The sequence below is a fragment of the Mediterraneibacter flintii genome (assembly GCF_055387595.1).
The window spans coordinates 3,691,995-3,715,406 of record NZ_AP031405.1; the positions used below are offsets into that span (position 1 = coordinate 3,691,995).

Here is a 23,412-nt window from a genome sequence, read left to right on the forward strand (position 1 = left end):
GTCAAGAGGTGATTTAAAAAATCTACGCCGCAATCTGCAACATGGTATTGTTCTGCTGTATAAACTCCTTTATCTGGTCGTATCCCCAACCGCAGTCTACAAGTCCACTGACAAGACACTCCATAGACTGAATAGCTTTCAACTCCTCTGCTGACAGATAATCACGCAGATTGTCCTTTTTACTGATTCCTAATTCTTCTCTTAACTGTTTTGCGTTCTTCCCAAACAGCACCTTATAAATACAGTTCGTGTATGTAGAATAAGCATGACCGTGCATGCGCTCATTTTCAGCAGACTGTTGCAACGCCTTTGTGAGTGACTGTCTGACTGCAATTCCTTTTTCCCTTTCAATGAGTTTGCCCTGCAAAGCTTTTTCCATTGCATTAAACTGTTTGATATATGCTTCTTTAAAACGCATGGCTTTTTCACCAGTGTAACCCATAACAAGGATAGTGAAACCATCTCTTGTCATGTAATACATTGGATAGCTTCTCTTGTTATTTTCAATCAAATATTTAGAGAGCGCAAAATTGCGTTCTCTAAAATCCTTGCTACACCCAAGTTCTTCAATATCTCTTAATACGTCTGCGTGTCTTTTTTCAAACGTTTCTGCCACGTCTAAGCTACTTACTACCGTCATTTCCATTTTGCTGATTCTTTTAATTTCTACTAACATATTTCCAATCCTTTCCGTTGAATTTTAAGTATCAAAATAAGGCATGACATTTCGTCACACCTTCCGGTAGTTTTGGGGAGGTCAGGAACATACCCTGACAGGACTTCTCCCCTGTATTCAATTAATCTCATGTGTTCTCCTTAAAAACAGGTACAAAAATACCACCCGCCGGAGCAGGTGGCATAAATCGCATTATTCTAGATTATTTTCTTTAACATAATCCTCATACTCTTCTTTAGTTTCAAAATCCCGTTGTAATGCAAAAGAATAAGAACCAGAATCTAATTTTTGAATAGTGTATGTAACTCCATCTATGGTTTCTGTCAATATGTCATCCACTTCATTCCCCATTTTTTCCAAATTGTCGGGTGCCAAATTTGCAATAAACTCCGAAGCATTCGTTGACAGCACTTTTGTTCCCATCAACATTATTGTCCCTACGGATGTAAGAGATTCTTTTGTGTCCGAATTACCCATAATCAAAGTAATATTTTTGTTTTCATCACCTATAATCATTATAGATGTTCCGTTAGTACTATCAATTAACATTTCCATCGTTGTTCCATTTTCTGATGTTGTAATGCCATTAGAATGATAATCGCATTTTCCTGCCATATTTAAAATAGATACTGTACTATCTACATCATCAATTGTAGTAATAAATGGCAATGTCTCATGTATGCTTTTGATAATTTCACCAAAATCTTCACTATAATCATTTTCCGAAGTTTGAAGAGTTGCCATCATAAAACTAATAACTCCCCCCGCACCATCTAAAAGAATCATCTCTGCAGTAAAATCTTTACCAGACAGCTTTACATTCATGTCATACTTATATGCTGTTTCTTCATTTACTTCTATTTCTGACTCTTCTTTTATCTTAAAATTCTCTAGTGAAGAGATAAATCCATCAATAAACTCTTCTCTTACTTCTTTATCTAGAATACTTTCATCCATTTCAGAATACGATACCATAAGCATTGCCTCGTCTGGATAAAAATATATGGTATCTTCTGTAGAGTCCTCCCCTTTTTCCCAGTTTTTAGGGACTTCATAGAAATATTCATTAAGCGACTCCGTCTTATTTGTTTCAGAATCAAAGTCATTCGTAACAACTCTTTTCTTTCCACATCCAACAATCATACCGCAACACAGACTTACTACAAGCAACATACTTACTATCTTCTTCATAGCGCTTCCCCCCTTTTGTATAGATAGGGAAATTATACCATATTTCAGATAAATTCACTATGAATTTTTTAGCAACTGGCTCACATCCTCGCCCTTTAGCAGGGCTTCCTCTATCTGCTTCACCCGTTCGCTCATTTCCGGGACTTTTACGTCAATGCCATAGTATCTCTGCATAGCCTTGTAAAACTCCCTTTCCCTTTTTGACAGGTTCTTATTATTTGTGTCAATCGTCCGGTATTCCATTACCTTATTCAGCCGGGTGTCACTTCCTAAATTTTCAAGTAGAATCATAAACTTCCACCAGTGCATGTCCTCTGTCTGCAAATCTATGCCGTATTGCTGCATAAAGCCGGCATAAATCAAATCAGCGTCCTTTTCAAAGTCAAACGGCTGTTTATCGTTTATCCCTGCAATCTTCCTGGGGAAGTGTTTCTTTTCCTTCTCTCTGCCGCAGGAAAAGAACCAGTACATTTTATTGACATGCTCCTCCGTAAACATTCTCTGCTTTTTATAAAACAGCAGCAAAATTTTAAGCAGTTCCTCCTGTGACAGTTCCGCTTTATCTCCCTGTATTTCATAACAGCGCAAAACAGTGCGGAAGTCCGGGTTAATCGGACACTCCACACCGTTTATTGTCAGCGACATTGGGAAAGGAGAAGTTAAAACACTCATTTTTTCACCTTCATGTTTTTTATCCTCTTCATTATTTCCGCATACTTATCTTGCTGCCGTATCTGCTCGCTTACAAGCTGATCATATGCGTCCATATGCTTCAGAAGATCATTATCTTCGCCGCATACCTGAACACCTGTGCCTTCTCCGAATATATTGTCAAACATACACTTAATCGAATCGCACAGGTATTTACTTTTCTCCTGTTCTGTACCGTCCGGCATATTCTCTTTTACGTGGGACATTTTCTGCAGTTCTACAAAATACTTTTCCTTTACTTCTTTTTTATCTTCGTTAAATAACGAAAAATCTAACTCAACACCGTGTATCTCCATACTACCGTTACTCCTTTCCCTGTCCGACTTCTGCCTTGCCTATTACGCCCTCGCCAATCAAGGCATTATTTGCGGGGGCCTCTATTCCCCCGCCGGTGTAAATGTCTTTGTCTGTGTATTAAAAGTTCCGTCTACCCAGTCGGAAACTGCAAGGAGATTTCCGCTGCCCTGGATTTCTCCATCGTTGTCAGCAAATTCTGATACTTCCACAGCCACCCTGCGGCGTTTTGCTTTAAAAGTATTCGCCTGTGATGGTTCTCCCGGCTTCTCCATAAACACTTTCACATAATATGTTTCCGCTGCTGCTCCTGTTTTTTCGTTTTCTCCTATATCTGCAATGTACTCAATTGCCTTTTCGGAACGAATCAGATCAAATTCAAGTGGAGCTGTCCACTCATAAGAGCCGAGTGACTGTGTTGCTGATTTCTGATTTACATACCGTTTTGACGTTGTCTGTGCGGAAGGCGAATCGTCCAGCTGCGTCACACCGAAGCCAAGCAGTTCATACTGTGGTTCTTCTCCCCCTCCTGTTACATCAATGTACCCCGGATGCTGATACCTTCCCACTACTCCTGTATTTGTTTCTTCTGCAAAAAATTGTAAATTCATTTCCATTCTCTTTACCTCCGTTTGTAATAAATAAATTGACATTGTATCCTGTATTGGCACTTTTCTCCCTGGTTGTCATATAAATATCCATTTGTAGTTGCCCGTATTGATTTACTCTGCAGCTGGCCGGATAATACCGGGAGAGTTCCTTCTCTTGTGCAATCCTCCAGCCAGTCTGAAAACTTTTCGTAAAACTCTGCTGTTTTTTCATTCTCTGCCGGCCCATACAATTCCCTGGAACACAGTGAAAATACATATTGCCTCACTGTATCCCCGTTTGCAAATCTCTTTATAATGGGTTCTGCTGGTGTTTCCTCAATGCTGTACATAGTCGGGTTTTCTTCTAAAACATTGAGATTCACAACCGGGAAAGTTGCCTGCCCGAACTCTTCCAAAAACGGGCAGGTTTCTATAAATTCTTTTACCTTACTTGCTACGCTCATTTGGCTTTCCCTCCACAATATGCTGCTGTTGCCTGGACTATTTCTTTCCCACGGTCCGCCCACATGCGCTCTGTCCAGTGTGAGCCGCGCAGGCCGTTCCCTTTGTTCTCATAATACTGTCTGCGGGCATAAGGGGTATTATAAATAATACGGCTCGTTTCTTCCGTTGCTGTATTTTTCAAAGTTCCTGTTAAAAACGGCACATATGGATCAGACAACCGCCTTACCTCATGGTTAAAGAACCGCTGTCCGTTTCCGTTCTTATTCAGGCTTCTTTTCAGCAGTATCTTATCTGTTGGATCTATTTCCAGCCTTATCTTTGTTCCCATCAGGCTCCGCCTCCTATTCGAATATGCTTTGAAGAGCCGAAAAAATTCTCCGAATGACTCAATACCTTCCCGACTTCACCGGAAAATTCTTTTTTTATTTCAGCTATCCCGCTTACATTTTCCGCACCGGGCCACTCTCCAGTAATGAAAAAATCATTGTTTTGTACTGTCCACTTTTCTCCCGTATCTGCCAGTTCGTTAAAATCAGAAGGCGGCAGCCAGTCGGAGCATTCCGAATAGGGGATTCTTATCAGATATTCATCTGCACTGGAAAGTCCGCCTTCCACAACTGAAGTCTTCTGATTTGTGTGAAACCATACATGCTCAATATAATGCGGAACATATACTATTTTTTTAGTTTCCCTGTCAGGAAAACAATTAAAAATTGTAATTGCAGCATTTGTCAGCACAATAATCCACCCCCAAGTAAAGAAGCCCTGTATTAGATAAATAACGCCGGATAGTATCATATACAGATACATCCAGGGAATTTCCTTCCCTGGACGCATAGGTAATACTATAACCGTCCGTATTTTCAGACTGTACATCTTTTCCGCTATGCTCATTACGGACTGCGGCATCCTGATAAATCAAATCAGATAACTCGCACAGACATAACTGTACCAGATTCAATTTTTCTTCAGATGGTTCTTTGTGCAGTACCTGGTTTAGATAGATATTTGCCTTTAAAACCGGCTGTTTAAAAGATTCTTCATCCGGTATGACTGTACCTGCATATTCATTTTCATAAAATGCATAATTCACCTGGATCACATAGTTCACCGCCTTATGAGCTTGCCATAATCCCGGCAGCTTTTAGCGCATCCAATAATGCCTTAAACTCTGCTTTCGTAACATTCTCCCCGGCAGCTTCCGCAACTAAGGCAGCTTGTTTTACCAAGCCGGCCTTTGCAGTCGTTGCTGTCGAAGGAATTCCATTATTCGCAGTTTCCACACCTGTTTCCAGGTTATTCATCTTATCCGCTGTAATTACATTTCCGTCTGCCCATGTCGTTTTTGTATATGCCATCCTTATTTCCTCCTTGCTCTTGCTTTTTGTTTTGGTTCTGGTGCAATTGTTGCCGTTCCGATTACCCCCGTGCCAATAACGGCATCAGTGGACGGGGGCGTTATTCCCCCGCCTTTAAGATTGCGAACGGGCAGCGTTTTGTCTTATCAGACTGTACAGAGTTAATTGGGTTCGGAATCTCCCACCCAAGACGCATTACTGCACGAAGAGCCACCATATCCTGCTGCATAAGGTTATATGCGATAGAACCGTCCGTATTCTGTACTACTCCCTCTGTAAACAGCTTGAATGTAATATCCTGTCGGATGGAGTATACAAGCTGTGAGAAATCCCCGGAAATCATCAGTGCTTTTGATTTATCAAAAGAATCGTTGTTTGGGAATGTCATAGGAGAACCATCAAGGGAGTACCTTGTGTCGCTCTGCATATCGGACTTAAATAACGGCTGTCCTGTGGTATCTTTCAATCCGCGCAGCTTTGCTCTCATAGTAATGTCCGCCATGTGACCGGAAACGAAAAATCCGGATTCCTCAACTTTAGCGATCACCCCGTCTACCCCCATAATCTTATCGTAAAGGTCATCTGACGCCCCAAGAGTCACTACGCTCTTTGCTTTTGTTGCAGTCGTCACTACTCCGTCCCGCCAAGAAGTCGGCTTGTTTACATCAAACAGTACCGCACCGTCAATCACCTTTCCAAATGCCTCCTGCACTCTCGGACGTACCTCTCCCCAAATGTCATAATCGGAATCATCCAATACGGCCTCTGGAATCGGCACAATGACGGCGATTTCCTCCGCAGTGATAAATTTCTTGTCCCACATCATTTTCGTAGTCTGTTTCTGTCCTGTATCTCCATTTACGAAATACGCCAGCGGCAGCATGTCAAGCACCGGCATTTTATATGTCTTGCTGGACATGTTCGGAAGCTTGCGCCCTTGCGCCAGTACCGCGGACTGCGTCACAACTCCCTGAATAATTTCCCTCGCTTTTTCTTCCGGGATAAGGGTATCCGCCCCAGTACGGTCAATGATGACCGCATCATTTTCAAACCGTCTTAAATTCATTCTGTTTTTGTTCATTTTTTACCTACCTTCCTGCTGCTTTTCTTATTGCAGCATTAATACTATCATTTGGATTGCCTGTACCAGAAGCGCCGCTTGATTGGGCTCCTGTGCTTACTCTGTATGTTCCGCCTGTATTTCCAGTTCCGCCTATAAAGCGTGGGTTTTCTTTTAAAAACTTATCCGCTGCTTTTGCAAAATCTGTTTTTTCATCCACCAACTTTGCAGACTTAAATGCAACATAGTCCAAATCTTCCGGCTTTACACCTTTTTTAATCAAGATTTTTTCATTTTCGTACTGTGCATTCTTTGCCCTTTCTGCCTCAAGTTCTTCCTGAATTTCAGACACATTTGGTTGAGACGCTCTCTTTTTCTCACGATAATCAGATAAAGCCTGCGCTGCTTCCTCTTGAGTCATTCCTTGTTGCTGAAAATAGGACTTAAGTGCTGACTGTTCTGCACGCCGCGCTCTTGCTTCTGCGATTTCCTGTGCCTGTTCATAACTGTATGTTGCATGATTGCCTCCAGTATTCTGATTACTGTTTCCACTTCCGACGTTTCCATTCTGGCCGCCGTTGCCAGTCCCGGCATTTCCACCCTGCCCTCCTGCAGAGCCAGCTCCCGCGCCGTCCTCAAAAAGCTGTAAATACATTCTGTTTTTCATTTCCTTCTACCTCCGTTTCGCCTCGACAGGCTCCCGAGCTTTTCATGTCATCACGTTTTGGACATATGAAAAGAGAACCTGTTTCCAAGCTCTCTTATTCTCTTATCTATATTCAATTTTTACGTTTCCGGGATATTCTTCCTCTATATCCTCAATCGCCTTACTCATGGCTTTAAACAAATCGTTTCCGTAGTATTTTTCATCTATGTCTCTGATTTCCAGATAACCGTCTGCCGATAATACGGTCCCCCAATTATTGTCTGCCACATAATTCGCTGCCATCTGGCTGATTGCGGAAATTGCATGACAGACAATAGGGTTATCGGCATGTCCGGAAAAGATAATGCCGCTTTCTGTGTATGTGATTTTTGTCATTCTACCTCCTAAAAATGAGTATAAAAATACCACTCACTCCGAAGAATGAATGGTATTATTCCTCAACGATTTCCCATTTTCCGCCTTTACTGCTTCCATCCAACGGAGCCGGATTCTCTTTTGAATACAGATAATCCTCTCCACTATCATCGGTTACCCTGTACATTCCATTTTCTTCTGTCGCTTCGTATATTTCCCCATCAGTCAGAGAATCTACGCCAAATGATTCTCCTTTATATTTTAATTTCATTATTTCTCCTTAATTTTTTTGATTCATTCCTGCCAGATTCCCTTCACAAAAACCGTGGTAGATTTTACAATATTTTCCGGTTTTTCATATTCTATCATGGCGATTAATAAAATTTCATGCGGAATTCCTTTCGGATCAGTCAGCTGATGTCCTATTTTCATATCGGAACCGTCCCCAGGAATAGTTATTGAAGTATTACTTCCAACAACCAGCTTATCAAGAATCTGAATCATTTACTCACCATCTTTCAAAAATTTCTCTAACTCCAATTTATATGCCTTTAATGCTTTTTCATGAGCAAAAACAACGCCTATGCAATTTTATTTACGTCAAAATCTAATCCCAATTCTTTCAAGTCGACATCTCTGACATCCAATTCACTTTTTAAAATATCCAACATTTCATAATATGCCAAACGGCGCCCTTGATTAAACGTGTCTGATTTATCTTTTTCACTTTCTTCAACAGCATCATTGGCATTATCAACAAGTCGGGCAATAATATACTTTAAAGATTCTTCACTTAATTTACTCATGGTAATCACCTCTACTTTTCAATTCTTCTATCCTATCTTGAATAGATTGCCTGAAATTACGAATTTCTTTGTTCCAGTGGCGTTTTAGACCTTCTTGATACCGGGTATCATAATTGTCCCATTCGGGATAAAATACTTTAGGGTCAGAAATCTTTGCTTCATGTTCCTCAATTCTTATTTGATATTTTCTAATCGCACGTTTTAAAGAATTTGATTCCTGATTCTTTATATCCTTTTCAGAAAAAAACTGTAGGTTCATCTTTAGTTTGCTCTCTTTTTCTTTTATTATAGCAATACTAGATTTTTTTGCAATAAATTTTGTATAATTTGTCGTCCCAAATGCCACTCTTCCAAGCCCATCCATATACACCCGTTCCATCTGCTCTGGCAGTTTCATTTTCTTTGAAAAACTCTGATATTGATGAAGGGTATTCAAATACCTGGATTTTGCTGCAATGACATCATCTGTACTTCCCCCACCCTGCTGGAGCCCTTTCACATATGCCCGCTGGTTCCGCATTTTTGTTTCCATTTGTCTCTGCACCTGTGAAGCTTGGTAAGGAGTATATTCTTTTCCGTTATACGCTCTTGTCTGCTGTTCTTTTCTTTCCAGTTCCCGGAGATGCTCTGGTGTATATGTACGGACAGAATACCCTTTCACAAATGCCATATAACTATGCCGGCAGTTTGCACCGCAAAGGCCGGATACATCTCCTAAACCGCATACAGAAATCAGTTCTTGCTTCGTATACACATTCCCGCCCCACCAATGGGAAGGTCTATGCCCTGCATGCCAGGTAACTTCAAAGGTATCTGTGCCTAAATCCTTTGCTATCTTCTCATTAATCTGTGCCGATAACTGAGAAACACCTGTCATAATTGCACGCCGTACTGCCACAGGAATACGGCAACTATATCCGGAAGCATAATCGACTGTACGCAGCCCAGAGGCTGTCATTTCCTTTACTACTCTGCGCAGAACCGTATTATAGTCAAACGCTCCTGTCACTATATCCATACAGGCGCGGTCAAGATATTTCTGATAATATTCCGCAAAGGGAGTAAATGCTGTCCTTCCGCCGCCTATATCCACAGAAAATCCCATTGACTGGGTAATGTTTTTAATCTCTCCTTTTGTCTGCTTTATAATAGCCTCTGCCCATTGCCTTACCTGTTCATTTTCTTCCAGCGGTACGAAATGTCCGTTTATCTGCTCATATGCATCTTTATATCTCACATATTCCCAGTCGCAGACTTTGTCATACAGCGCCCATATTTCCGGATCTGTCAATCCTGTAAGTTCTTTTATTTCCTGCTCAATAAACTCTGTACTGTTTCCAAGAATAAGCAGTTTATTTATCTGGTAATCCGCCGTACTGGTAATTTCGCCAACTTTTTTAATTCTTCGTACTACATCTGAATAAATCCGCCCTTGTAACGAATAAAACAGAGCCTCTACCTCAAGCGGCAGAGTTCCTTTTTCCTCCGGCGTCATTTACATCACTCCTCTGCTGGATCTGGTTCTGGCGTTTCCTGTACAACTTTCCTTGCAGCTTCCTCTGGCGTCTCTCCATACCATTTTGCCCTGTACTCTTCCAGGCTCATAGCACCCATACTGACATCCTGCCTGTCTGACTGCCGTTCTGCCTGTTTATCCTCGATTATTGAATCATCAAACTCAATCACTACCTCTGTATCCGGCTTTGTATCCTGCCCGATTACCTGACCCAGCCTTGCAATAATACGGATTAATTCATCCAGTACGGGTTCAAGAATGAGTTCATGCTTATTCAGTGACCGGAACATATCCGAATTTTCAGAAATCACCTGTGTTGCAGTCTGTATACTTCCATTCTCAAACCTGTAATGATTCTGTCCAAAGCCACATTTCATTGACAGCATATTCAGATTGTCATTAATCGCCTTTTCATGTGAATCTGCCCGAATATTCATGTCAACTGACTCTATCGGCTTTCCTCCTTCTTTCAGATAGCCTTCCGGCAATTTATAAAAAACCACATCATTTGGATCAAATGCCGGATTTCCAAATACATCTATACCCAGCATTTCTGGCGCTACAAAGATTCGTTTTTTCCCTAATACAAATTCGTTGATATAAGAATCATATACGGTATCAATTCCCTGCAGCACATCGATACTGTTTGCAAAAATCGCCATACCCATTGGATTATCCTTGTCAGAGTTATTTGCTATATTCAGTCGGTCAATTACAAACTGCCTTTCCGGAGAATTCGTATAGAACCGTTCCGCCATATTTTCAAAACCTTTTAATGCTCCCCACTGTTCTTTTGGAACTTCTGTCCCTGCTCCACTGGTACATTCAACAATATGATTTTCGAGTACATAACTTGTATTTTCCAATTTATGTATTTGAATATGTACATATTTTTTTGTCCCGATTACTTTTGGAAATGCAAATGCACATTCAGAAATATATCCATTTCCCCAGGACAAAGGAAATATATTTGAAGCTGACACATAATTAATTTTTATGTTTCCGCCCTCATACGGTAAAATATTTCCTTCATTGTCTGCCGTCATCCCTTCCAGGTAAGGAACATATGCCACTGTCCCCGTATAAGCTTTCCTCTCCTGATAGTCATTGCCGAGTACAAAGAAATTGTTGTCTTTTAAAACCTGCATAACAAAGTCGCTTGTATTTGCATCCTGTATAGTTATCTGAACCTTTTCATTCAATAAAAGGTCTGCTATATCTTCACACAATTTCTTTGCCATTCCCAGGCTTAAACGCCTGCATGACACATGCTCTTTTCCATTGTACATTTTGTATCTGTGAAATTTCCGCACATCTCCTATATACCAGCTTTTCCAGGTATTTATCAGTGTATAAAACCCCGTATCAACCGTATCATACCCGGCATTATTCAAATATTTTATGATATTCATTTACTTTCATCCTCTCTTTCTGTTACAGGAAGGAAATACTTCAGCTTGCTCCACAAACCCATAACAAGATACCTTACCGCATCCATACAATGGTCGTTCAGTTTTACAGGCTGTTCTTTCCCTTTGTCCAGCAGGTCTTTGTCATACTCATATAGTCCAAATTCTTCTATCAGCTTTTCCTGCTCCGGAGATACCGTCAAAATCTCATAGGTCAAACATTTCTGTACCCTGGAAATTCCCAATGCCACTGTATTATCTGCGTCCTTAATAGAAATACCATAAAAGCGTCCCACTGCTGCTCTTTTAATTTCCTCCGAAAGCCCTTTAGCAGATGGATCTATAAATACATAAAAAGCATTGCACGAATATTTCTCATGCAATGTATCGGTAAGCTTTATAAATTCTTTTGCATACTCTGACGGCGATTTTTGCTTTCCTGTATCCCTGCCAGAATGATAGAATTCTGCAATTCCTTCTAATTTTTTATGATAAATGTCAAGTCCAAACGGCTGATACGTGGTTGCGTTCTGCTGACCGTAGTCAACACCTATTCCTATCAGCTGGTATTTCTTCTGTGTGGGTCTTGATTTATGTCTGTCCGAAAACATGTAATAAATCAATTCATCCACACCAATGCTTTCACCGCCCCAAACCCATCTGTACTGTTTTTCATCCAGCTTTTTCATCATTTCGGCAGACTCTATCAAGTCCCTTCCAAGCCATTCTGGAGGCACATCCCGGTAATCTGTATGGATATGTACGCAGTCTGGGCGCCGTTCCATTTTTTTGCACCATTTTACAATCGGAGCGTTTGGGTTTTTCGGCGGATTATACAGATAAATCATCTGGAACCCCGAAGAATTCCCTCGGATAAAGGTTGCCTCTATATTTTGCAGCTCATCTTCACCCTCGCCGTCGTCAAAAAACTCTGTTAGCTCATCCAAAATAACCAGTTTTATAGGCTTATCTTCGTCGATAATACCTTTCGTATCGTCTATGCCGTCTGAACCAGAGAAATAGATTGTTGAACCTGTTTTCTTGTAGGTTATCTCCATTGGTGACTTCGTAATGATAAAGCAGTTCTTCGCTATCTTCAATCGGCTGATTCCCCGCAGCATTTCTTTGTAAACGGTCTTACGTAATTTATTGTGATGTTTACGCAGGACTACAACAGAACCGTGAGAATCTGACACAATCTGATAGTCTGCACGTATTGCAGCATAACTTGACTTCGTTCCGGCACGTCCCGATGTCAATATGATATGCTTATAGTTTCGATCATTAAATATCGGCAGATACTTCGGAATTATGATTTCCGAGATTCTGACCTGTTTCTTTTGGGGCGTCATTGATTATCTCAACTCCTTCAGTTTCATCCGACCCACTGTCTTTCCTCAACTTTTCCGTATTCGCTTTCATCTGCTGTATCCTCATCTTCTGCTCCTTCGTTGCCAGCTTCCAGTTCTTGTGCAGCAATTCCTCATACCGATTAATCATGCTGTCCAGCGTTTTCTGCGCCCGCGCCTGTGCACTTAAAAAGTTCGCCTGCTTGTCCCAGGCCTGCTGTACCTCCCAGCGCTCTCCAATCACGTTTCCATCCTTATGCTCTATCTTCTCAACCGTCTTATCGTCGCTGTCTATAACGTACATGATCCGCTGCGCCCGGATGATGGCCGCATAAGCGATCTGTATCTGGTCCCACAGAATATCCAGCGGGTCTTCAGGCATTTCCTGAATAATAGAAACGGTTTCCTCCGGAAGATACTTCGAGAAGAAACCGAACTTTTCTGCATTTTTATTTTTCTTCGGCGCCCCGTGCCCCACAGCGTTCTTGTTGCCCGGCTGGGCGCCTTTCTTTTTATGCGAACGTTCGCTTTGTTTTTCCGAACGTTCGGTATTCCATTTGTATGAATGCTTCCATCTTCTTACAGTCCCCTCCGGCAAATTTAATTGATTTGCAATCTCAACTAACTTCATACCCTGCTTGTATAATTCTTCCGCCTTGTAAGAATCTGGGCTTCGCTGTTTCGGCACTCACCTCACCTCTCTTAAATCATCTTCGTGTCTATTTATGTCGATTATTATCTATTTTTCTCTATTTATTTAGATTTCCATATTTTTCCATTTAAAATATTTCCGGAAAATTTTAATAAAGGAGGTCCTAACTATGGACAAAAAAATTCAAAACTTACTTTTACGTCTCGGTATCAACTCTACTTATCTGGGACACAAATACCTAGCTTATGCTCTGTCTCTCTGTATTCAGAATGAGGATTATCTCACGTCTGTCTACAAAGTTCTGTGTATGGAGGTTGCTACCCACTATGCTACTACATGCTTCAACGTAGAGCATTGTCTGCGGACCGCTATAAAGCATTGCTGGGAACAGGGGAATTCTGCTCTGCTCAAGGAGATCGCTATGTATCCGCTTACAGATAAGCCTACAAATGGACAGTTTATTGATATTCTGTATCATCATCTTGTACAGTGATTTTAGGGAACCTTTAAACGGGTTCCCTTTTTTTCGCATGAGAAAAGCACCCCGAAGGGTGCTTCTTTGCTTGTCTCTTCTGCTGTTCCTGCCACTTTTTGTTCACGCTATCACCTTAGAGAGCAATATACATATATGATAAAAATTATACCTTAAGAATTCAAAAAAATGTAAAATGCATTATTTCATAAAATTTAATACTTTACTCATTGAATTTTTGAATAATACATTGTATAATAGTCATACAATATATTAGCAGCTGGCTGTAAGATAACTCCCGTCCGGTTTGTCCGGGGAGTTATCTTTTTGTCATAATCTAACGCCTAAGCCTTTATGTAATCCTTGATGTGTTATAAAATGTTGATAATAATCTATTCTAGCTGTAGAGTTTCTATATTTAAAAATAACTGATTTCTTTTTATCTTTTCCAGATGAAACCAATTGACCTATGTACCCTGCTTCAAATAAGTACATCATCAACATTTTTGTATCATCTATTGTAATTTCTTTCCCAGGACATTGTTCACTAGAAAGTTTATTAAACTCCGATAAATCAAACTTTCTCCCCCCTAATCTTCTAAATATTGATGGAATAGATACAATTATTTCATCTTCTACAAATCCTGCTAATTCGTTTTTCATTTCTTCGATAAAATATTGATTAGAATATTCTTTTAATACCGTTTGTGTTTCGGATAAAGATAGCCTTGAATTATCAGGATATGCATTTTGACAATATTTTAAAAATTGTAAAATGTCTCTTGGCTTATATAATGTATGATCAAGAGCATAATCCCAAGAATTCTTACCTTTTATTTTACTTGGGAACATGTTATCCCAACATTTCTCTGCTTCTGAAATAGATAACCCGCCCATACTAAAACGTAGGTCTACAAGATGTTTTAAATCTCCCAATCTATCCGCCCAATTTAATACGATAGCTCCATCTTGAATAATTTTATTTAAATCCGGATCAGTAACCATAGTAATCAAATCTGCACGGATAAGAAGCAATATTTTTATTTTTTTCCCACTCTGCAGCAACTTATCATTAATATAATCTGCACTGCGGATTAAACTAGCTATAATCTCCATTTTATGCTTTTTATATCTTAATATATCATCAAAGCCATCAATAATCACAGATATTTGTCTTCCATTCAATTCTGTATTACACAAAATATCTAACATTTTTTCTGTCATAATGGTAATACGCTCCAAGTATGTACTTGGCTTAATCAAAAATTCTCTTTCAAATTCCGCATCAAATTTAAAAATGGCTGCGCCTACTTTTAATTTTGACAAACGAGTTACATCAGCTTTAAATCCAGAATCCAAACCAAATCCCATTTTATCCAAAAGAAATATTATATTATTAATTTCATCTATCTCCGTAATTTGCAACTCGTTAAATAATATTTTATAAATAGAAAGCATTAATAAAAAATCCCAAGACGCTTTATATTTTTGTGTACCTGAAACTTCACTATCTATACTAGTTTTAGAAAATGTTGAAAATTCAAAATCATTTAGGTTCATTGGTATTGCGTATAAATAGTTGTCTGTTTGCGCAAGTGATTGAATTTTTGAACTAAATGCAGACTTTCCTACGCCTTTTCTACCTATTAATAAAAATTCATATGAATTTAATAATTTATCAATAATATGCCTAGTATCGCAAAATGCTTCTTCAAAAATTTGGGGTACGCGTGTATATTCTTTTGTTGCGTCTGCAAATCCAAATTCAAAATCAGAAAATTTCATCTAATTTTCCCCCTCTTATATGTTCTGTTTTTAAACACTTTATGTTATATTACACCTAAATCCAGCATATTTCAATATAACAAGAAAAACGCCCCATACTTTTGTATAGAGCGTCCTCTGTTTTCGTTTGTGTGGGAGAAAGTCGGCCAGCATTACACCTTTCGGCTTTATAGCATACTAACACATTTTACCGTGACATTGCGTGACATTTAAGCAACTTTTTCAAGAAATCTTTTATGCCTTTGTTTACAATTATCCTCTGTGTACTTTATCCTGCGCTTCGGGAATATCTGATTCATCCTCATAGCAACCTGATACCACGTAAGGCTGTCTATGTAATACAACCGGAACATAATCCGCAGCTCGCTCTTTTCAATCGTCTGTATGTACTCTTCTACTTGCAGCTGCTTTTCTATCAGGTCTGTCTCCAGCATACGAAGCTTTGCCTGCCGCCGTTCAAGGAGTGCCCGTCTGTGTTCTATTTCCATCTTCGGAAAGCCTTTTATCTTTACTGTGCGGATGGGCTTCTTCCCTTTCTTGCCGCATGTCACAGAATCAACCACAATAAGTCTGTTTAATCTGTCTATCTTTTTCTGATCCTCGGTAATCCTGCGCCGCAGGTCTTTTATTTCCTCTTTCATGTCTGCATATTCGCTAAGTATGCTCTTGTCCATCCGCAACACTCCCCATCTTGTACTTCTCTGCCAGATACTCCTCAACCGTCTTGTGCTCTATCTGCGTCGCTTGTGCCTGTATCATTATTGTCACCGCCATCTTGTTATGATGTTCTTTGCTGTCCTGATGCGTTTCTTTCCTGGTTCTCAATCACAGTCCTCCTAACACCCTTGTATATACACGCCTTCAAAAACTCCTGTATTTTCTTGGTCTTTTGATACTTCAAACACATTTGCTATTCCAATCCCATCACTGAACGGATTATCATCACAGTGATAAAAATACACTGATTTACTTTTATCTTTTACATTCTTCAAAAATTCTTCCAGTTCTTTTACTGTCATGTCAGTCCTCCTGTTTCAAACGTTGTCCGCAGTGCCCGCAAAATATCCATCTTGATTCAACTTTCTTGTGACACACCGGACATATGTAACTGTGGAAATGCTTCCGGAAATACGGCTGTTCTTCTGCCTTCTGCGCCCCTTTCGCCGTATCTCGCTCCTTCAGTTCCTGTACTTCCGGCGGTGTGAGGCCGGTGTCCTCATATTTTCTTAATCTATTTATGAAGATATATATTCCATCTTCCATAAAATCGCAGGAATGATATTGTCTTCCTGAATCCGTTAATCTCTCCATCTTCGCTCTCCCTTCGTTTGTTTCGCTATCTTTTATAATCTTCAAACTTTTTACATACCGCGAACGCATACTTGCTATTTACCCATCTTTGTAATTTTATTAGCCTGCTGCCCTGCGGCAATTTATGTTTGTCGTATATCATCACATACGGGTTATATCCCATATCGCGGAGCGTGTATATCCTCTCTAAATCCTGTGCAAATGTTGTGTTATATCCCGTCAGTACATAGACTGACATTTTTTCTCTGCTCCATCCTGTTAATTCTTTGAACCTTTTGAATTTTTCCACAACTTCCTCTTTATCTTGGTATCTGTCCCACGCGAAATGAATCCGTTTTATTTTCATACGCTTGATATATGCCGTTTTTTCATCTGTCATAATTCGGATGTCGCACCCCTGCGTAAAATCTATCCATGCGCCACTATTAATAAGCTGCTCGGATAATTCTCGCCACTCTCGGCAAGCGAACATATTCGGATCCAAAAGTTTTATATGCTTTTGTCCTCTCCAAAATTCCGACAAGTCCGCCACTTTATAGCTTTGCTTTCCTTCCTTTTTGCTGACTATGCAGAAATCGCACCCTCTCGGGCAGCCGCGTGTCAAAAAGCCATAAGCCGTATTCTTGCAAAGTTCAGGGTATAAACCGTAATCCGGGTATATATGCTCTATCTCTTTTTGAAGTTCCTTTCCGCCTTCCGGATAATTGTACCCGGTTCCGCCTTTTACTATTTCTTTTCCATGTACAAAGTGCTGATAATCCGGTGTAAAAGTAAACACTTTACTCATATACACTCTGTCTGGTGGGTCTTTCCATGCCGTAAGCGGATCATACCAGTTTACATTGTCGCCCTGTTCTTTATGCCATGCAGACAGCTTCATCAATGGAAGATTTGGAAAGTTATGTCCGTCTACATCAATTAATTGTATGTTCATCTCCACTCCCTCTTAGTTTTTTTCTGTCATCCTATAAAATCCGTAATATTCATCTGACCGTCATCTTGCCATGCAAGCATTTCATTTTTTGCCCGATTATAAAAATTTCTGTCGATTTCAAAACCGTATGCGCTTCTTCCTGTTTCCAGGGCCGCCCTTAAAGTGCTTCCGCTTCCGCAGCACGGATCTATAACTACGTCGCCTTCGTCAGTAAAAATTTCAATCAGCTTTTTCAAAACTTTGACAGGTTTTTGTGCCGGATGTATTTTAGGAATCTCCTTTCCATCTCTCTCCCATTCAAACCAGTTGAATATCATCTTTCCTGTCCCGCGTATGTTCTTTCCGTTTTCATCAACTTGTACGCCATTGCGAAACTTCGGGAGTTTGTCCCTGTATAACAGCAAGGCGTATTCTGTAGCTCCCACCACTCGCATATTTACTTTCAATACCTGCGGACTGTAATTTTTACAGAATATAAGCGGTATGTAGTGAATAAATCCATGTTTAGCCGCTGCATTAATAAGTGTCTGTATCTGTTCAAAGCTGCAGAATACAATCATACACGGACTATTTGAACTACGGCCGCGCGGTACTGGCCTTTTATCATCCTTTTTCAGCATTTTTGAGCAAAAATGAAAATATTCATAAAGATTGAAATTAAAATCACTATTAAATGCTGCCTTTCCAGCCAGCTTGCTTTCTCCATTCTTGTTATCCCCACCTTTGTACCACATAGGATTACTCCCATAGAAATTATTTCCAACGTTGTATGGCACATCTGCAATAATCAGTTGCGCAGGTGGTATTCCATATTTTTTATAATTCTGCATAGAGTCTCTATACAGTTCGCATTTTACTTTTCTTTTTCTTTCCATTTTTTCTAAGAAGCCCGGTATACCTTTGCCCCGGCCGGAGGCTGGCTCCTTTCTCTTTCTTCGTTTATTCTTCATTAGTCCTCTTCAATGAGTTCTCTCAAATCGTCAATCACATCCGCATACAACATTGCTTTTGCGCCGTAACTCCCCAGCGACCAGTACCCATGTATTGTCAAATCTTTTTTCCTGCCCTCATACTCCTTTTCTTTCTTCTCATTCCTCTTCATCTGACGCTCATAGCTGTGTATCAGCTTTTCTATTCTTTGTCTGATAACTTCATCCATTTAGCTCACTCCCATCGTTTCAGCAGCTTCCTGTTCGGGTTATTTTTATTTCTGCTAATCCGGCAGCATGTTCTTATCCAGTCCTCATAAAAATTCATATACTCCGCTGCTGTTTTCCACACTGCATAGATTCTGTCGCTCCCGATGCGGTGCTTTAGCCTTCTACTCTGTTTTTCCATGCTTCTTTTTCTCGATTCTCTCTATCTCATCAATAACTGCAAGTACCATTGATTTTGAAAACTCTGTATTATACTTTTTATTAATTAAGTCAGATATTTTAATTAAATCTTGTAAATCATTGTCCAGCAAGTCCATTTGACTAAAATTTTTATACAATTTATAGCAGTCATTGAATAATTCATTGACTTTTTTCAGTTCCAAATAATTATCATCCTTTCTAGTAACCGCCTAATAACCAATGCTTAAATCCTGAAAGTCCTTGATTTTACTGGTCTTGTCCATATTTTAAGACGACAAAAAATATTTTCTTGGTTACTAGGTTATCTTATTTTCCTATGTTTTCCTTTTTATATATATTTTTATTTTTTCTACTTTATATGATTTTCTAGTAACTTTAGTAACCATAGTATAAGAAATGTGTCAACCACGGGCTTTATTGCGGTTACTAGAGGGTTACTAGCCCGTTACTAGCCGTTACTATCTTTAGTATGCTAAAGTGTAAAACCTCTATTATTCCCACGGTAATTTCTCCTGTATCGGTTCAAATTCGTCTGCATCCCTGTCTGCTGCATCTCGTTCATAGCAAACCTGTGTACCATATATTCCGCACTTCGCCCTGCCGCCGTTTGCATTGTCCAGCCTGTGCCAACCTTTTATAAGATTGAGCATAATACTGTGAAGGTCATTCGATTCCATTCGGTTTGGCTTATTATCCTCATTTCCGAGTGCCTTTTGATATAACATAGCAACACAAACACGATTTTCTCTTGTGTTGTCCAGCCACTCTTGAATAATACCTACCCTCACATCTTCTTCCATAAAAACTTCCTGCATTGTCTCGACATAGCCGTGCAACGCTTTCGGAAGAACAAGCACAGGTGTTTCTTTTGCTTCCTTAAACAGGCTCATCGCCTCACCCCACGCTTGCTCAAAATCTTTTGTGACCTGCTCCTTGTTTTCAAACATGGATTTTTTCACATAGTCTTTTCTTGTTACAATCGGCAAAAAACGCCTATTTCCCGTTCGGTCTGTTAGAAAGTGGTCATTGTTGGTTGTCCCCGCAAACACGCACACCCTCGGGCGCTGCTCCGTGCGTCTGCCATATGGCGGACGGTAGGTGTCAACTGTAGATGTTAAAAAAGCCTTGATACTTTCTACCTCCTTCGCCTTCTTTGTAGCCAGTAGCTCCGCCAGCTCTACCATCCACATTCCGCGAAGCTTTTCCGGCGCTTTATCGCCTTCCACAGTATTGAAATTGTCGTTATACCAAGAGTTGTTCATAGATAATAGCCGCAGAAAGGTTGATTTCCCTATTCCCTGCTTACCCACCAGTACAGGCATATAATCAAATTTACATCCCGGTTTATATGCTCTGCTTATTGCTCCAAGCATAAATAGTTTCATACATTCTGTGGTATATTGGCTCTTTTCTACTCCCAGATAATCTGGCAGTAAATTTTCTATATACCCAGTCTTACCGTCCCATTTCTCATACAGCGATTCAAGCATTTCCTTAACTGGATTATATGGATTCCTGTTTACTACAATATTTAGTGCTTCCATAATCTTTTCCATGCTTTTCAGACCATATCTTGCCTCGATGAAACTCTTTAGATTGCTGTCATCTGAATTATTCCACTCCCTATATGTATTGACGTGCTCCCAGGGTAATGCCCCCACAATAAATGGAGAATATGAAAGAATATTGTACTTTATTTTTCCGTATAGTTCTGGATTATACTCTATTGCCTCGCATATATTGGCTATGCTCTGTCTGATATTTCCTTTGTCATCTGTTGAAAAAATCGGCTCTCTTTGTCCCTGTGTTGCTTTTCCGTCCTGATTCACAAATATCGGCTTACCTTTTTCATATGCAAGCGCGCTGTCAACAATCCTCTTCAACTCCAAATCTGATAACGGTGGAGCGCATTTTGCATTATTCTCGGCCAGCGTTGCTGCATACACAGCTTGATCGCTCACTCCCTTGGACTGCATCATGCAAGCAAAGCGAAATAGTGTCTGATTTCTTGTACCATCTTTAATAATTTCAGGTGCTGCAAAGCGCTGGCTAGATTTATTCCCTATGTCAACAAAATAATTTACCGTGTCATTTGCTTCAGCCAGTTTAATATCTTCTGGTGCATATTCCCATTCGTATCGGTTTCCATTTGCATGGATAGATGGCGGGGCAACCACATAACCGCCCTCACCCCTAATATCCACGCCATCAATAATACCGGCTCTGTTCCTTATTTCTTGGTCAGATCTAAAATATATATGGTATCCGCCACGTCCAGTTATGGAAATCCATGAATCCGGAAAATTTCCATGCTCTCTCTGCCAGTCCTCTAGCGTGTGGTATCCATCAATTCCTTTATCTTCGTCTACATCCAGGTCAATGACAAAAATCCCGCCACTTCTCCGGCCTGTTGCAATACCGATATTTGCTTCCGGATTATCCTGCCACCATGCTTTTACTTGTGCGGCATCAAGGGTGGCATCCTTACACCCATTTTTTGTAATCGGTTTCTTTCCATGCTTTTCGAGTGGAAAAACGGCGAGTCCCATTTTGATATATTCAACTGCTGCATGGTACATTGATGGATATTCCATTTTCCTTCACCTCCGAGTCATAAAAACCTTGCTCAAGCCGTTCCTTCAACTCTCTGTACAAGATTTCTTTAATTATTTTTCCACTCGTCTCGGATTTGCAGAATATCGTTTTTATGCCGTATCTTGCCTGCCATGCCGTGATACTGGCAAAATATGCTTTCGGATTGTAATGAGTAGCATATTTACCGTTTATGATATTTTCCCACGTTGCATCTTCTACGAGGAGATACATATCCGCATGATTCTTCAATGCTCTCTCAAACTCTCGTTCAAAGCGTTGGCGTGACTGGCAGAAACATTGTGACAGTTCTGCCAGATCTGCTTTACGCTCGATTGAAACAGGCGGGAAAACCCTTGTGTTTGGACCATACAGCCATCTTCCGTTCGGAAACATAAAATTGTATGTATAATCTCCATAATCAATTTTTTGCCGTACATACGGACACTCGAAAGCCTCATATCTCTTCTTTGCCCGCTTTGACGGTTGTTCATTGGAATCTACGATAATCTGCATTGACTTGAGACAGTCGTCAATCTCAAAATGATTCATCAGAATGGAATTTCCTCCTGTGTTCCGTCAACACTCATAAAGTCTTCACTTCCCGTTGCTTCTTTTTTTGCACCTGCTGAAGTGGCGCCTCTCGTATATGGCTCCGGAATTTTAAAGTTCCCTTTCTTAATATTATCCACTGTTGTAGTAAAACGGATCGCATTGTATGAAATATCCCGCCCGTCTATAACCGTATTGATTTCTCCAACGAGTGCGCCAAACGATTTCCCTTTCAGCGTATTCTCATCCCAGTTCCATGAATATCCTGGATTGGATGCTTCGATGTGCTCCATGATAGTTTTGAACCGGCGTTTTGTCCATTTATCCTGCTCCGATCCATCGTCTTTTGGACAATAGATTGTGAATGTGCCCTTCCATTTTTTGTCTTCACCCGTTTGGCTTTCATACTGATTTTTATAGAAATCCTTATGTTCACCTTCGCTGACATCTACCATAAGAATTAAACGGTCTGAATTGCCGTTTGTTCCTTCTTCAAGCCTTATATTCTGAACTTTCACAATATAGCCGCCAACTGGCAATTTTGCACTTTCTGTATAGCTCTGTGTTTCATTGTAATCTTTAAATTTTTTCATTTTCAAATCTCCTTCTATAATGTTTATGGTTGTATATAACAAAGCTCTATAGCTTCTTTTTTACTCTGACATTAATAATCCTCCAACGCCTTGATTACTTCTATAATGTCATTATCCATCTGGTCTTCCTCGAATGCTCCAAGCGGAGTCTTTACGGAACTGCGATCTGCGTGAGTATGGAAGATATACTTTCCATCCTTACATTCCGCAAGTAACACTGTTGTAAATTTGCTCTCCAGCACAATCTTGTCCAGTTTGCGCCCGTTTGTCTTGATTCTCGTGAAAATCATTCCGTTATCATCGGAAATAGTTTCGGAATGGCAAATAAAAATAACCGTAAAATCATCACGCATTGATAATGCATAATCAACAATTTCGTAAATGTAAGAAGCTAAATCTGTCCATTTACCATATCCTGCAACTTTCACGTTTCTCATTTCTTCAGCTACCATAATGCCGTTTAACGTGTCCACAATTACTGTCTTGAAATCTTTATACTTCTCGTTTTTATCCAGAGCTTTCAAACACTGCATGACATTGGTCGGAACGTCGCCTTTAAAGTAGTTCTTTCCTTCAACGTACTGTTTTTTCCATCCTTTCCAGCTCAAGCCTTTTTTGTCGCAGTCAATATAAAATGTTGTTGTCGGGTCTAAGTTTCGCATGGATGTTGTCTTCCCTGCTCCACTCTCGCCCATAATTGCAATCACTTTGCTCATT

At 40.1% G+C, this 23,412-nt stretch carries 35 protein-coding genes; 1 reads left to right on the plus strand and 34 read right to left on the minus strand.

Features of this window, described 5'->3' with window-relative positions; all coding sequences use genetic code 11:
* Positions 1-22: 22 nt before the first annotated feature.
* The 20 genes from ACZ5C4_RS17480 to terS form a co-directional block, all read right to left on the minus strand.
* Positions 23-676: a Rha family transcriptional regulator gene (locus ACZ5C4_RS17480; protein ID WP_464522103.1), complete on the minus strand. Its 654-nt coding sequence runs from the start codon at positions 674-676 to the stop codon at positions 23-25.
* A gap of 192 nt (positions 677-868) precedes the next feature.
* Complete coding sequence (locus ACZ5C4_RS17485; protein ID WP_464522104.1) at positions 869-1,867, minus strand: hypothetical protein; 999 nt, start codon at positions 1,865-1,867, stop codon at positions 869-871.
* Between the two features lie 57 nt (positions 1,868-1,924).
* Positions 1,925-2,539 carry a bacteriophage Gp15 family protein gene (locus ACZ5C4_RS17490; protein ID WP_464522105.1) on the minus strand — a complete coding sequence of 205 codons (615 nt, stop codon included), beginning with the start codon at positions 2,537-2,539 and terminating at the stop codon, positions 1,925-1,927.
* Positions 2,536-2,874, minus strand: a complete 339-nt coding sequence (locus tag ACZ5C4_RS17495; RefSeq protein ID WP_464522106.1) for a DUF6673 family protein — start codon at positions 2,872-2,874, stop codon at positions 2,536-2,538. Before ACZ5C4_RS17495 ends, ACZ5C4_RS17490 begins: the two co-directional genes overlap by 4 nt.
* An 81-nt stretch (positions 2,875-2,955) precedes the next feature.
* Positions 2,956-3,489, minus strand: a complete 534-nt coding sequence (locus ACZ5C4_RS17500) for a hypothetical protein (protein ID WP_464522107.1) — start codon at positions 3,487-3,489, stop codon at positions 2,956-2,958.
* Between the two features lie 5 nt (positions 3,490-3,494).
* Complete coding sequence (locus ACZ5C4_RS17505; RefSeq protein ID WP_464522108.1) at positions 3,495-3,926, minus strand: hypothetical protein; 432 nt, start codon at positions 3,924-3,926, stop codon at positions 3,495-3,497.
* The gene (locus ACZ5C4_RS17510) at positions 3,923-4,255 is read right to left on the minus strand and encodes a minor capsid protein (RefSeq protein ID WP_464522109.1); all 333 of its coding nucleotides are present in this window, start codon (positions 4,253-4,255) and stop codon (positions 3,923-3,925) included. The genes ACZ5C4_RS17505 and ACZ5C4_RS17510 overlap by 4 nt, the downstream gene beginning before the upstream one ends.
* Positions 4,255-4,665, minus strand: coding sequence for a DUF6751 family protein (locus ACZ5C4_RS17515; protein WP_464522110.1), 411 nt, complete (start codon positions 4,663-4,665; stop codon positions 4,255-4,257). The genes ACZ5C4_RS17510 and ACZ5C4_RS17515 overlap by 1 nt, the downstream gene beginning before the upstream one ends.
* Entirely contained in the window at positions 4,634-5,029 is a 396-nt protein-coding gene (locus tag ACZ5C4_RS17520; RefSeq protein ID WP_464522111.1) for a head-tail connector protein, read from the minus strand. Before ACZ5C4_RS17520 ends, ACZ5C4_RS17515 begins: the two co-directional genes overlap by 32 nt.
* A 13-nt stretch (positions 5,030-5,042) precedes the next feature.
* Positions 5,043-5,285: a hypothetical protein gene (locus tag ACZ5C4_RS17525; RefSeq protein WP_464522112.1), complete on the minus strand. Its 243-nt coding sequence runs from the start codon at positions 5,283-5,285 to the stop codon at positions 5,043-5,045.
* Between the two features lie 100 nt (positions 5,286-5,385).
* Positions 5,386-6,366 (minus strand): phage major capsid protein, encoded by a 981-nt coding sequence (locus tag ACZ5C4_RS17530; protein WP_464522113.1) that lies wholly within the window; start codon positions 6,364-6,366, stop codon positions 5,386-5,388.
* Positions 6,367-6,373: 7 nt separating this feature from the next.
* The gene (locus ACZ5C4_RS17535) at positions 6,374-7,012 is read right to left on the minus strand and encodes a hypothetical protein (protein ID WP_464522114.1); all 639 of its coding nucleotides are present in this window, start codon (positions 7,010-7,012) and stop codon (positions 6,374-6,376) included.
* Between the two features lie 102 nt (positions 7,013-7,114).
* Complete coding sequence (locus tag ACZ5C4_RS17540; protein ID WP_464522115.1) at positions 7,115-7,387, minus strand: ribosomal-processing cysteine protease Prp; 273 nt, start codon at positions 7,385-7,387, stop codon at positions 7,115-7,117.
* A gap of 55 nt (positions 7,388-7,442) precedes the next feature.
* Positions 7,443-7,637, minus strand: a complete 195-nt coding sequence (locus ACZ5C4_RS17545) for a hypothetical protein (protein WP_464522116.1) — start codon at positions 7,635-7,637, stop codon at positions 7,443-7,445.
* A 23-nt stretch (positions 7,638-7,660) separates the two neighbouring features.
* Complete coding sequence (locus ACZ5C4_RS17550) at positions 7,661-7,870, minus strand: hypothetical protein (RefSeq protein WP_464522117.1); 210 nt, start codon at positions 7,868-7,870, stop codon at positions 7,661-7,663.
* A 77-nt stretch (positions 7,871-7,947) separates the two neighbouring features.
* Positions 7,948-8,172: a transposase gene (locus tag ACZ5C4_RS17555; RefSeq protein ID WP_464522118.1), complete on the minus strand. Its 225-nt coding sequence runs from the start codon at positions 8,170-8,172 to the stop codon at positions 7,948-7,950.
* Positions 8,165-9,667, minus strand: coding sequence for a phage minor capsid protein (locus tag ACZ5C4_RS17560; RefSeq protein WP_464522119.1), 1,503 nt, complete (start codon positions 9,665-9,667; stop codon positions 8,165-8,167). The genes ACZ5C4_RS17555 and ACZ5C4_RS17560 overlap by 8 nt, the downstream gene beginning before the upstream one ends.
* 5 nt (positions 9,668-9,672) lie before the next feature.
* Positions 9,673-11,100 carry a phage portal protein gene (locus ACZ5C4_RS17565; protein WP_464522120.1) on the minus strand — a complete coding sequence of 476 codons (1,428 nt, stop codon included), beginning with the start codon at positions 11,098-11,100 and terminating at the stop codon, positions 9,673-9,675.
* Entirely contained in the window at positions 11,097-12,449 is a 1,353-nt protein-coding gene (locus ACZ5C4_RS17570; RefSeq protein ID WP_464522121.1) for a PBSX family phage terminase large subunit, read from the minus strand. The genes ACZ5C4_RS17565 and ACZ5C4_RS17570 overlap by 4 nt, the downstream gene beginning before the upstream one ends.
* The gene (gene terS / locus ACZ5C4_RS17575; protein ID WP_464522122.1) at positions 12,382-13,134 is read right to left on the minus strand and encodes a phage terminase small subunit; all 753 of its coding nucleotides are present in this window, start codon (positions 13,132-13,134) and stop codon (positions 12,382-12,384) included. Before terS ends, ACZ5C4_RS17570 begins: the two co-directional genes overlap by 68 nt.
* A 133-nt stretch (positions 13,135-13,267) precedes the next feature.
* Between terS and ACZ5C4_RS17580 the strand changes: the two genes are divergently transcribed.
* A complete protein-coding gene (locus tag ACZ5C4_RS17580; protein WP_464522123.1) occupies positions 13,268-13,591 on the plus strand; it encodes a sporulation initiation factor Spo0A C-terminal domain-containing protein in 324 nt (107 codons plus the stop codon).
* Between the two features lie 309 nt (positions 13,592-13,900).
* On the opposite strand, the gene ACZ5C4_RS17585 is transcribed toward ACZ5C4_RS17580, so the two are convergent.
* The 14 genes from ACZ5C4_RS17585 to ACZ5C4_RS17650 all read right to left on the minus strand — a co-directional run bounded on the left by ACZ5C4_RS17585 (position 13,901) and on the right by ACZ5C4_RS17650 (position 23,411).
* A complete protein-coding gene (locus tag ACZ5C4_RS17585) occupies positions 13,901-15,355 on the minus strand; it encodes a P-loop ATPase, Sll1717 family (RefSeq protein WP_464522124.1) in 1,455 nt (484 codons plus the stop codon).
* A 209-nt stretch (positions 15,356-15,564) separates the two neighbouring features.
* Positions 15,565-16,029, minus strand: a complete 465-nt coding sequence (locus ACZ5C4_RS17590) for a hypothetical protein (RefSeq protein ID WP_464522125.1) — start codon at positions 16,027-16,029, stop codon at positions 15,565-15,567.
* Positions 16,010-16,180 (minus strand): hypothetical protein, encoded by a 171-nt coding sequence (locus tag ACZ5C4_RS17595; RefSeq protein ID WP_464522126.1) that lies wholly within the window; start codon positions 16,178-16,180, stop codon positions 16,010-16,012. Before ACZ5C4_RS17595 ends, ACZ5C4_RS17590 begins: the two co-directional genes overlap by 20 nt.
* 11 nt (positions 16,181-16,191) lie before the next feature.
* Positions 16,192-16,374, minus strand: coding sequence for a hypothetical protein (locus tag ACZ5C4_RS17600; RefSeq protein WP_464522127.1), 183 nt, complete (start codon positions 16,372-16,374; stop codon positions 16,192-16,194).
* A 1-nt stretch (position 16,375) separates the two neighbouring features.
* The gene (locus ACZ5C4_RS17605) at positions 16,376-16,666 is read right to left on the minus strand and encodes a zinc ribbon domain-containing protein (protein WP_464522128.1); all 291 of its coding nucleotides are present in this window, start codon (positions 16,664-16,666) and stop codon (positions 16,376-16,378) included.
* Positions 16,667-16,691: 25 nt separating this feature from the next.
* A complete protein-coding gene (locus ACZ5C4_RS17610) occupies positions 16,692-17,600 on the minus strand; it encodes a radical SAM protein (protein WP_464522129.1) in 909 nt (302 codons plus the stop codon).
* Positions 17,601-17,626: 26 nt separating this feature from the next.
* The gene (locus ACZ5C4_RS17615; RefSeq protein ID WP_464522130.1) at positions 17,627-18,430 is read right to left on the minus strand and encodes a DNA-methyltransferase; all 804 of its coding nucleotides are present in this window, start codon (positions 18,428-18,430) and stop codon (positions 17,627-17,629) included.
* A gap of 119 nt (positions 18,431-18,549) precedes the next feature.
* A complete protein-coding gene (locus ACZ5C4_RS17620; protein WP_464522131.1) occupies positions 18,550-18,759 on the minus strand; it encodes a hypothetical protein in 210 nt (69 codons plus the stop codon).
* 5 nt (positions 18,760-18,764) lie between these two features.
* Positions 18,765-18,938, minus strand: coding sequence for a hypothetical protein (locus ACZ5C4_RS17625; RefSeq protein ID WP_464522132.1), 174 nt, complete (start codon positions 18,936-18,938; stop codon positions 18,765-18,767).
* Positions 18,922-19,140 (minus strand): hypothetical protein, encoded by a 219-nt coding sequence (locus tag ACZ5C4_RS17630; protein WP_464522133.1) that lies wholly within the window; start codon positions 19,138-19,140, stop codon positions 18,922-18,924. Before ACZ5C4_RS17630 ends, ACZ5C4_RS17625 begins: the two co-directional genes overlap by 17 nt.
* A gap of 309 nt (positions 19,141-19,449) precedes the next feature.
* Positions 19,450-21,552: a VapE domain-containing protein gene (locus tag ACZ5C4_RS17635; RefSeq protein WP_464522134.1), complete on the minus strand. Its 2,103-nt coding sequence runs from the start codon at positions 21,550-21,552 to the stop codon at positions 19,450-19,452.
* Positions 21,518-22,102 (minus strand): ERCC4 domain-containing protein, encoded by a 585-nt coding sequence (locus ACZ5C4_RS17640; RefSeq protein ID WP_464522135.1) that lies wholly within the window; start codon positions 22,100-22,102, stop codon positions 21,518-21,520. Before ACZ5C4_RS17640 ends, ACZ5C4_RS17635 begins: the two co-directional genes overlap by 35 nt.
* Entirely contained in the window at positions 22,102-22,695 is a 594-nt protein-coding gene (locus ACZ5C4_RS17645; protein ID WP_464522136.1) for a hypothetical protein, read from the minus strand. Before ACZ5C4_RS17645 ends, ACZ5C4_RS17640 begins: the two co-directional genes overlap by 1 nt.
* 71 nt (positions 22,696-22,766) lie before the next feature.
* Positions 22,767-23,411 (minus strand): AAA family ATPase, encoded by a 645-nt coding sequence (locus tag ACZ5C4_RS17650; protein WP_464522137.1) that lies wholly within the window; start codon positions 23,409-23,411, stop codon positions 22,767-22,769.
* Position 23,412: the final 1 nt, after the last annotated feature.

What these genes read in the sequence shown, in the direction of transcription:
- ACZ5C4_RS17480 (WP_464522103.1), bottom strand. Translation starts at nt 676, where the DNA reads ATGTTAGTAGAAATTAAAAGAATCAGCAAAATGGAAATGACGGTAGTA.
- ACZ5C4_RS17485 (WP_464522104.1), bottom strand. Translation starts at nt 1,867, where the DNA reads ATGAAGAAGATAGTAAGTATGTTGCTTGTAGTAAGTCTGTGTTGCGGT.
- ACZ5C4_RS17490 (WP_464522105.1), bottom strand. Translation starts at nt 2,539, where the DNA reads ATGAGTGTTTTAACTTCTCCTTTCCCAATGTCGCTGACAATAAACGGT.
- ACZ5C4_RS17495 (WP_464522106.1), bottom strand. Translation starts at nt 2,874, where the DNA reads ATGGAGATACACGGTGTTGAGTTAGATTTTTCGTTATTTAACGAAGAT.
- ACZ5C4_RS17500 (WP_464522107.1), bottom strand. Translation starts at nt 3,489, where the DNA reads ATGGAAATGAATTTACAATTTTTTGCAGAAGAAACAAATACAGGAGTA.
- ACZ5C4_RS17505 (WP_464522108.1), bottom strand. Translation starts at nt 3,926, where the DNA reads ATGAGCGTAGCAAGTAAGGTAAAAGAATTTATAGAAACCTGCCCGTTT.
- ACZ5C4_RS17510 (WP_464522109.1), bottom strand. Translation starts at nt 4,255, where the DNA reads ATGGGAACAAAGATAAGGCTGGAAATAGATCCAACAGATAAGATACTG.
- ACZ5C4_RS17525 (WP_464522112.1), bottom strand. Translation starts at nt 5,285, where the DNA reads ATGGCATATACAAAAACGACATGGGCAGACGGAAATGTAATTACAGCG.
- ACZ5C4_RS17530 (WP_464522113.1), bottom strand. Translation starts at nt 6,366, where the DNA reads ATGAACAAAAACAGAATGAATTTAAGACGGTTTGAAAATGATGCGGTC.
- ACZ5C4_RS17535 (WP_464522114.1), bottom strand. Translation starts at nt 7,012, where the DNA reads ATGAAAAACAGAATGTATTTACAGCTTTTTGAGGACGGCGCGGGAGCT.
- ACZ5C4_RS17540 (WP_464522115.1), bottom strand. Translation starts at nt 7,387, where the DNA reads ATGACAAAAATCACATACACAGAAAGCGGCATTATCTTTTCCGGACAT.
- ACZ5C4_RS17545 (WP_464522116.1), bottom strand. Translation starts at nt 7,637, where the DNA reads ATGAAATTAAAATATAAAGGAGAATCATTTGGCGTAGATTCTCTGACT.
- ACZ5C4_RS17550 (WP_464522117.1), bottom strand. Translation starts at nt 7,870, where the DNA reads ATGATTCAGATTCTTGATAAGCTGGTTGTTGGAAGTAATACTTCAATA.
- ACZ5C4_RS17555 (WP_464522118.1), bottom strand. Translation starts at nt 8,172, where the DNA reads ATGAGTAAATTAAGTGAAGAATCTTTAAAGTATATTATTGCCCGACTT.
- ACZ5C4_RS17560 (WP_464522119.1), bottom strand. Translation starts at nt 9,667, where the DNA reads ATGACGCCGGAGGAAAAAGGAACTCTGCCGCTTGAGGTAGAGGCTCTG.
- ACZ5C4_RS17565 (WP_464522120.1), bottom strand. Translation starts at nt 11,100, where the DNA reads ATGAATATCATAAAATATTTGAATAATGCCGGGTATGATACGGTTGAT.
- ACZ5C4_RS17570 (WP_464522121.1), bottom strand. Translation starts at nt 12,449, where the DNA reads ATGACGCCCCAAAAGAAACAGGTCAGAATCTCGGAAATCATAATTCCG.
- ACZ5C4_RS17580 (WP_464522123.1), top strand. Translation starts at nt 13,268, where the DNA reads ATGGACAAAAAAATTCAAAACTTACTTTTACGTCTCGGTATCAACTCT.
- ACZ5C4_RS17585 (WP_464522124.1), bottom strand. Translation starts at nt 15,355, where the DNA reads ATGAAATTTTCTGATTTTGAATTTGGATTTGCAGACGCAACAAAAGAA.
- ACZ5C4_RS17590 (WP_464522125.1), bottom strand. Translation starts at nt 16,029, where the DNA reads ATGGACAAGAGCATACTTAGCGAATATGCAGACATGAAAGAGGAAATA.
- ACZ5C4_RS17600 (WP_464522127.1), bottom strand. Translation starts at nt 16,374, where the DNA reads ATGACAGTAAAAGAACTGGAAGAATTTTTGAAGAATGTAAAAGATAAA.
- ACZ5C4_RS17605 (WP_464522128.1), bottom strand. Translation starts at nt 16,666, where the DNA reads ATGGAGAGATTAACGGATTCAGGAAGACAATATCATTCCTGCGATTTT.
- ACZ5C4_RS17610 (WP_464522129.1), bottom strand. Translation starts at nt 17,600, where the DNA reads ATGAACATACAATTAATTGATGTAGACGGACATAACTTTCCAAATCTT.
- ACZ5C4_RS17615 (WP_464522130.1), bottom strand. Translation starts at nt 18,430, where the DNA reads ATGCAGAATTATAAAAAATATGGAATACCACCTGCGCAACTGATTATT.
- ACZ5C4_RS17620 (WP_464522131.1), bottom strand. Translation starts at nt 18,759, where the DNA reads ATGGATGAAGTTATCAGACAAAGAATAGAAAAGCTGATACACAGCTAT.
- ACZ5C4_RS17625 (WP_464522132.1), bottom strand. Translation starts at nt 18,938, where the DNA reads ATGGAAAAACAGAGTAGAAGGCTAAAGCACCGCATCGGGAGCGACAGA.
- ACZ5C4_RS17635 (WP_464522134.1), bottom strand. Translation starts at nt 21,552, where the DNA reads ATGGAATATCCATCAATGTACCATGCAGCAGTTGAATATATCAAAATG.
- ACZ5C4_RS17640 (WP_464522135.1), bottom strand. Translation starts at nt 22,102, where the DNA reads ATGAATCATTTTGAGATTGACGACTGTCTCAAGTCAATGCAGATTATC.
- ACZ5C4_RS17645 (WP_464522136.1), bottom strand. Translation starts at nt 22,695, where the DNA reads ATGAAAAAATTTAAAGATTACAATGAAACACAGAGCTATACAGAAAGT.
- ACZ5C4_RS17650 (WP_464522137.1), bottom strand. Translation starts at nt 23,411, where the DNA reads ATGAGCAAAGTGATTGCAATTATGGGCGAGAGTGGAGCAGGGAAGACA.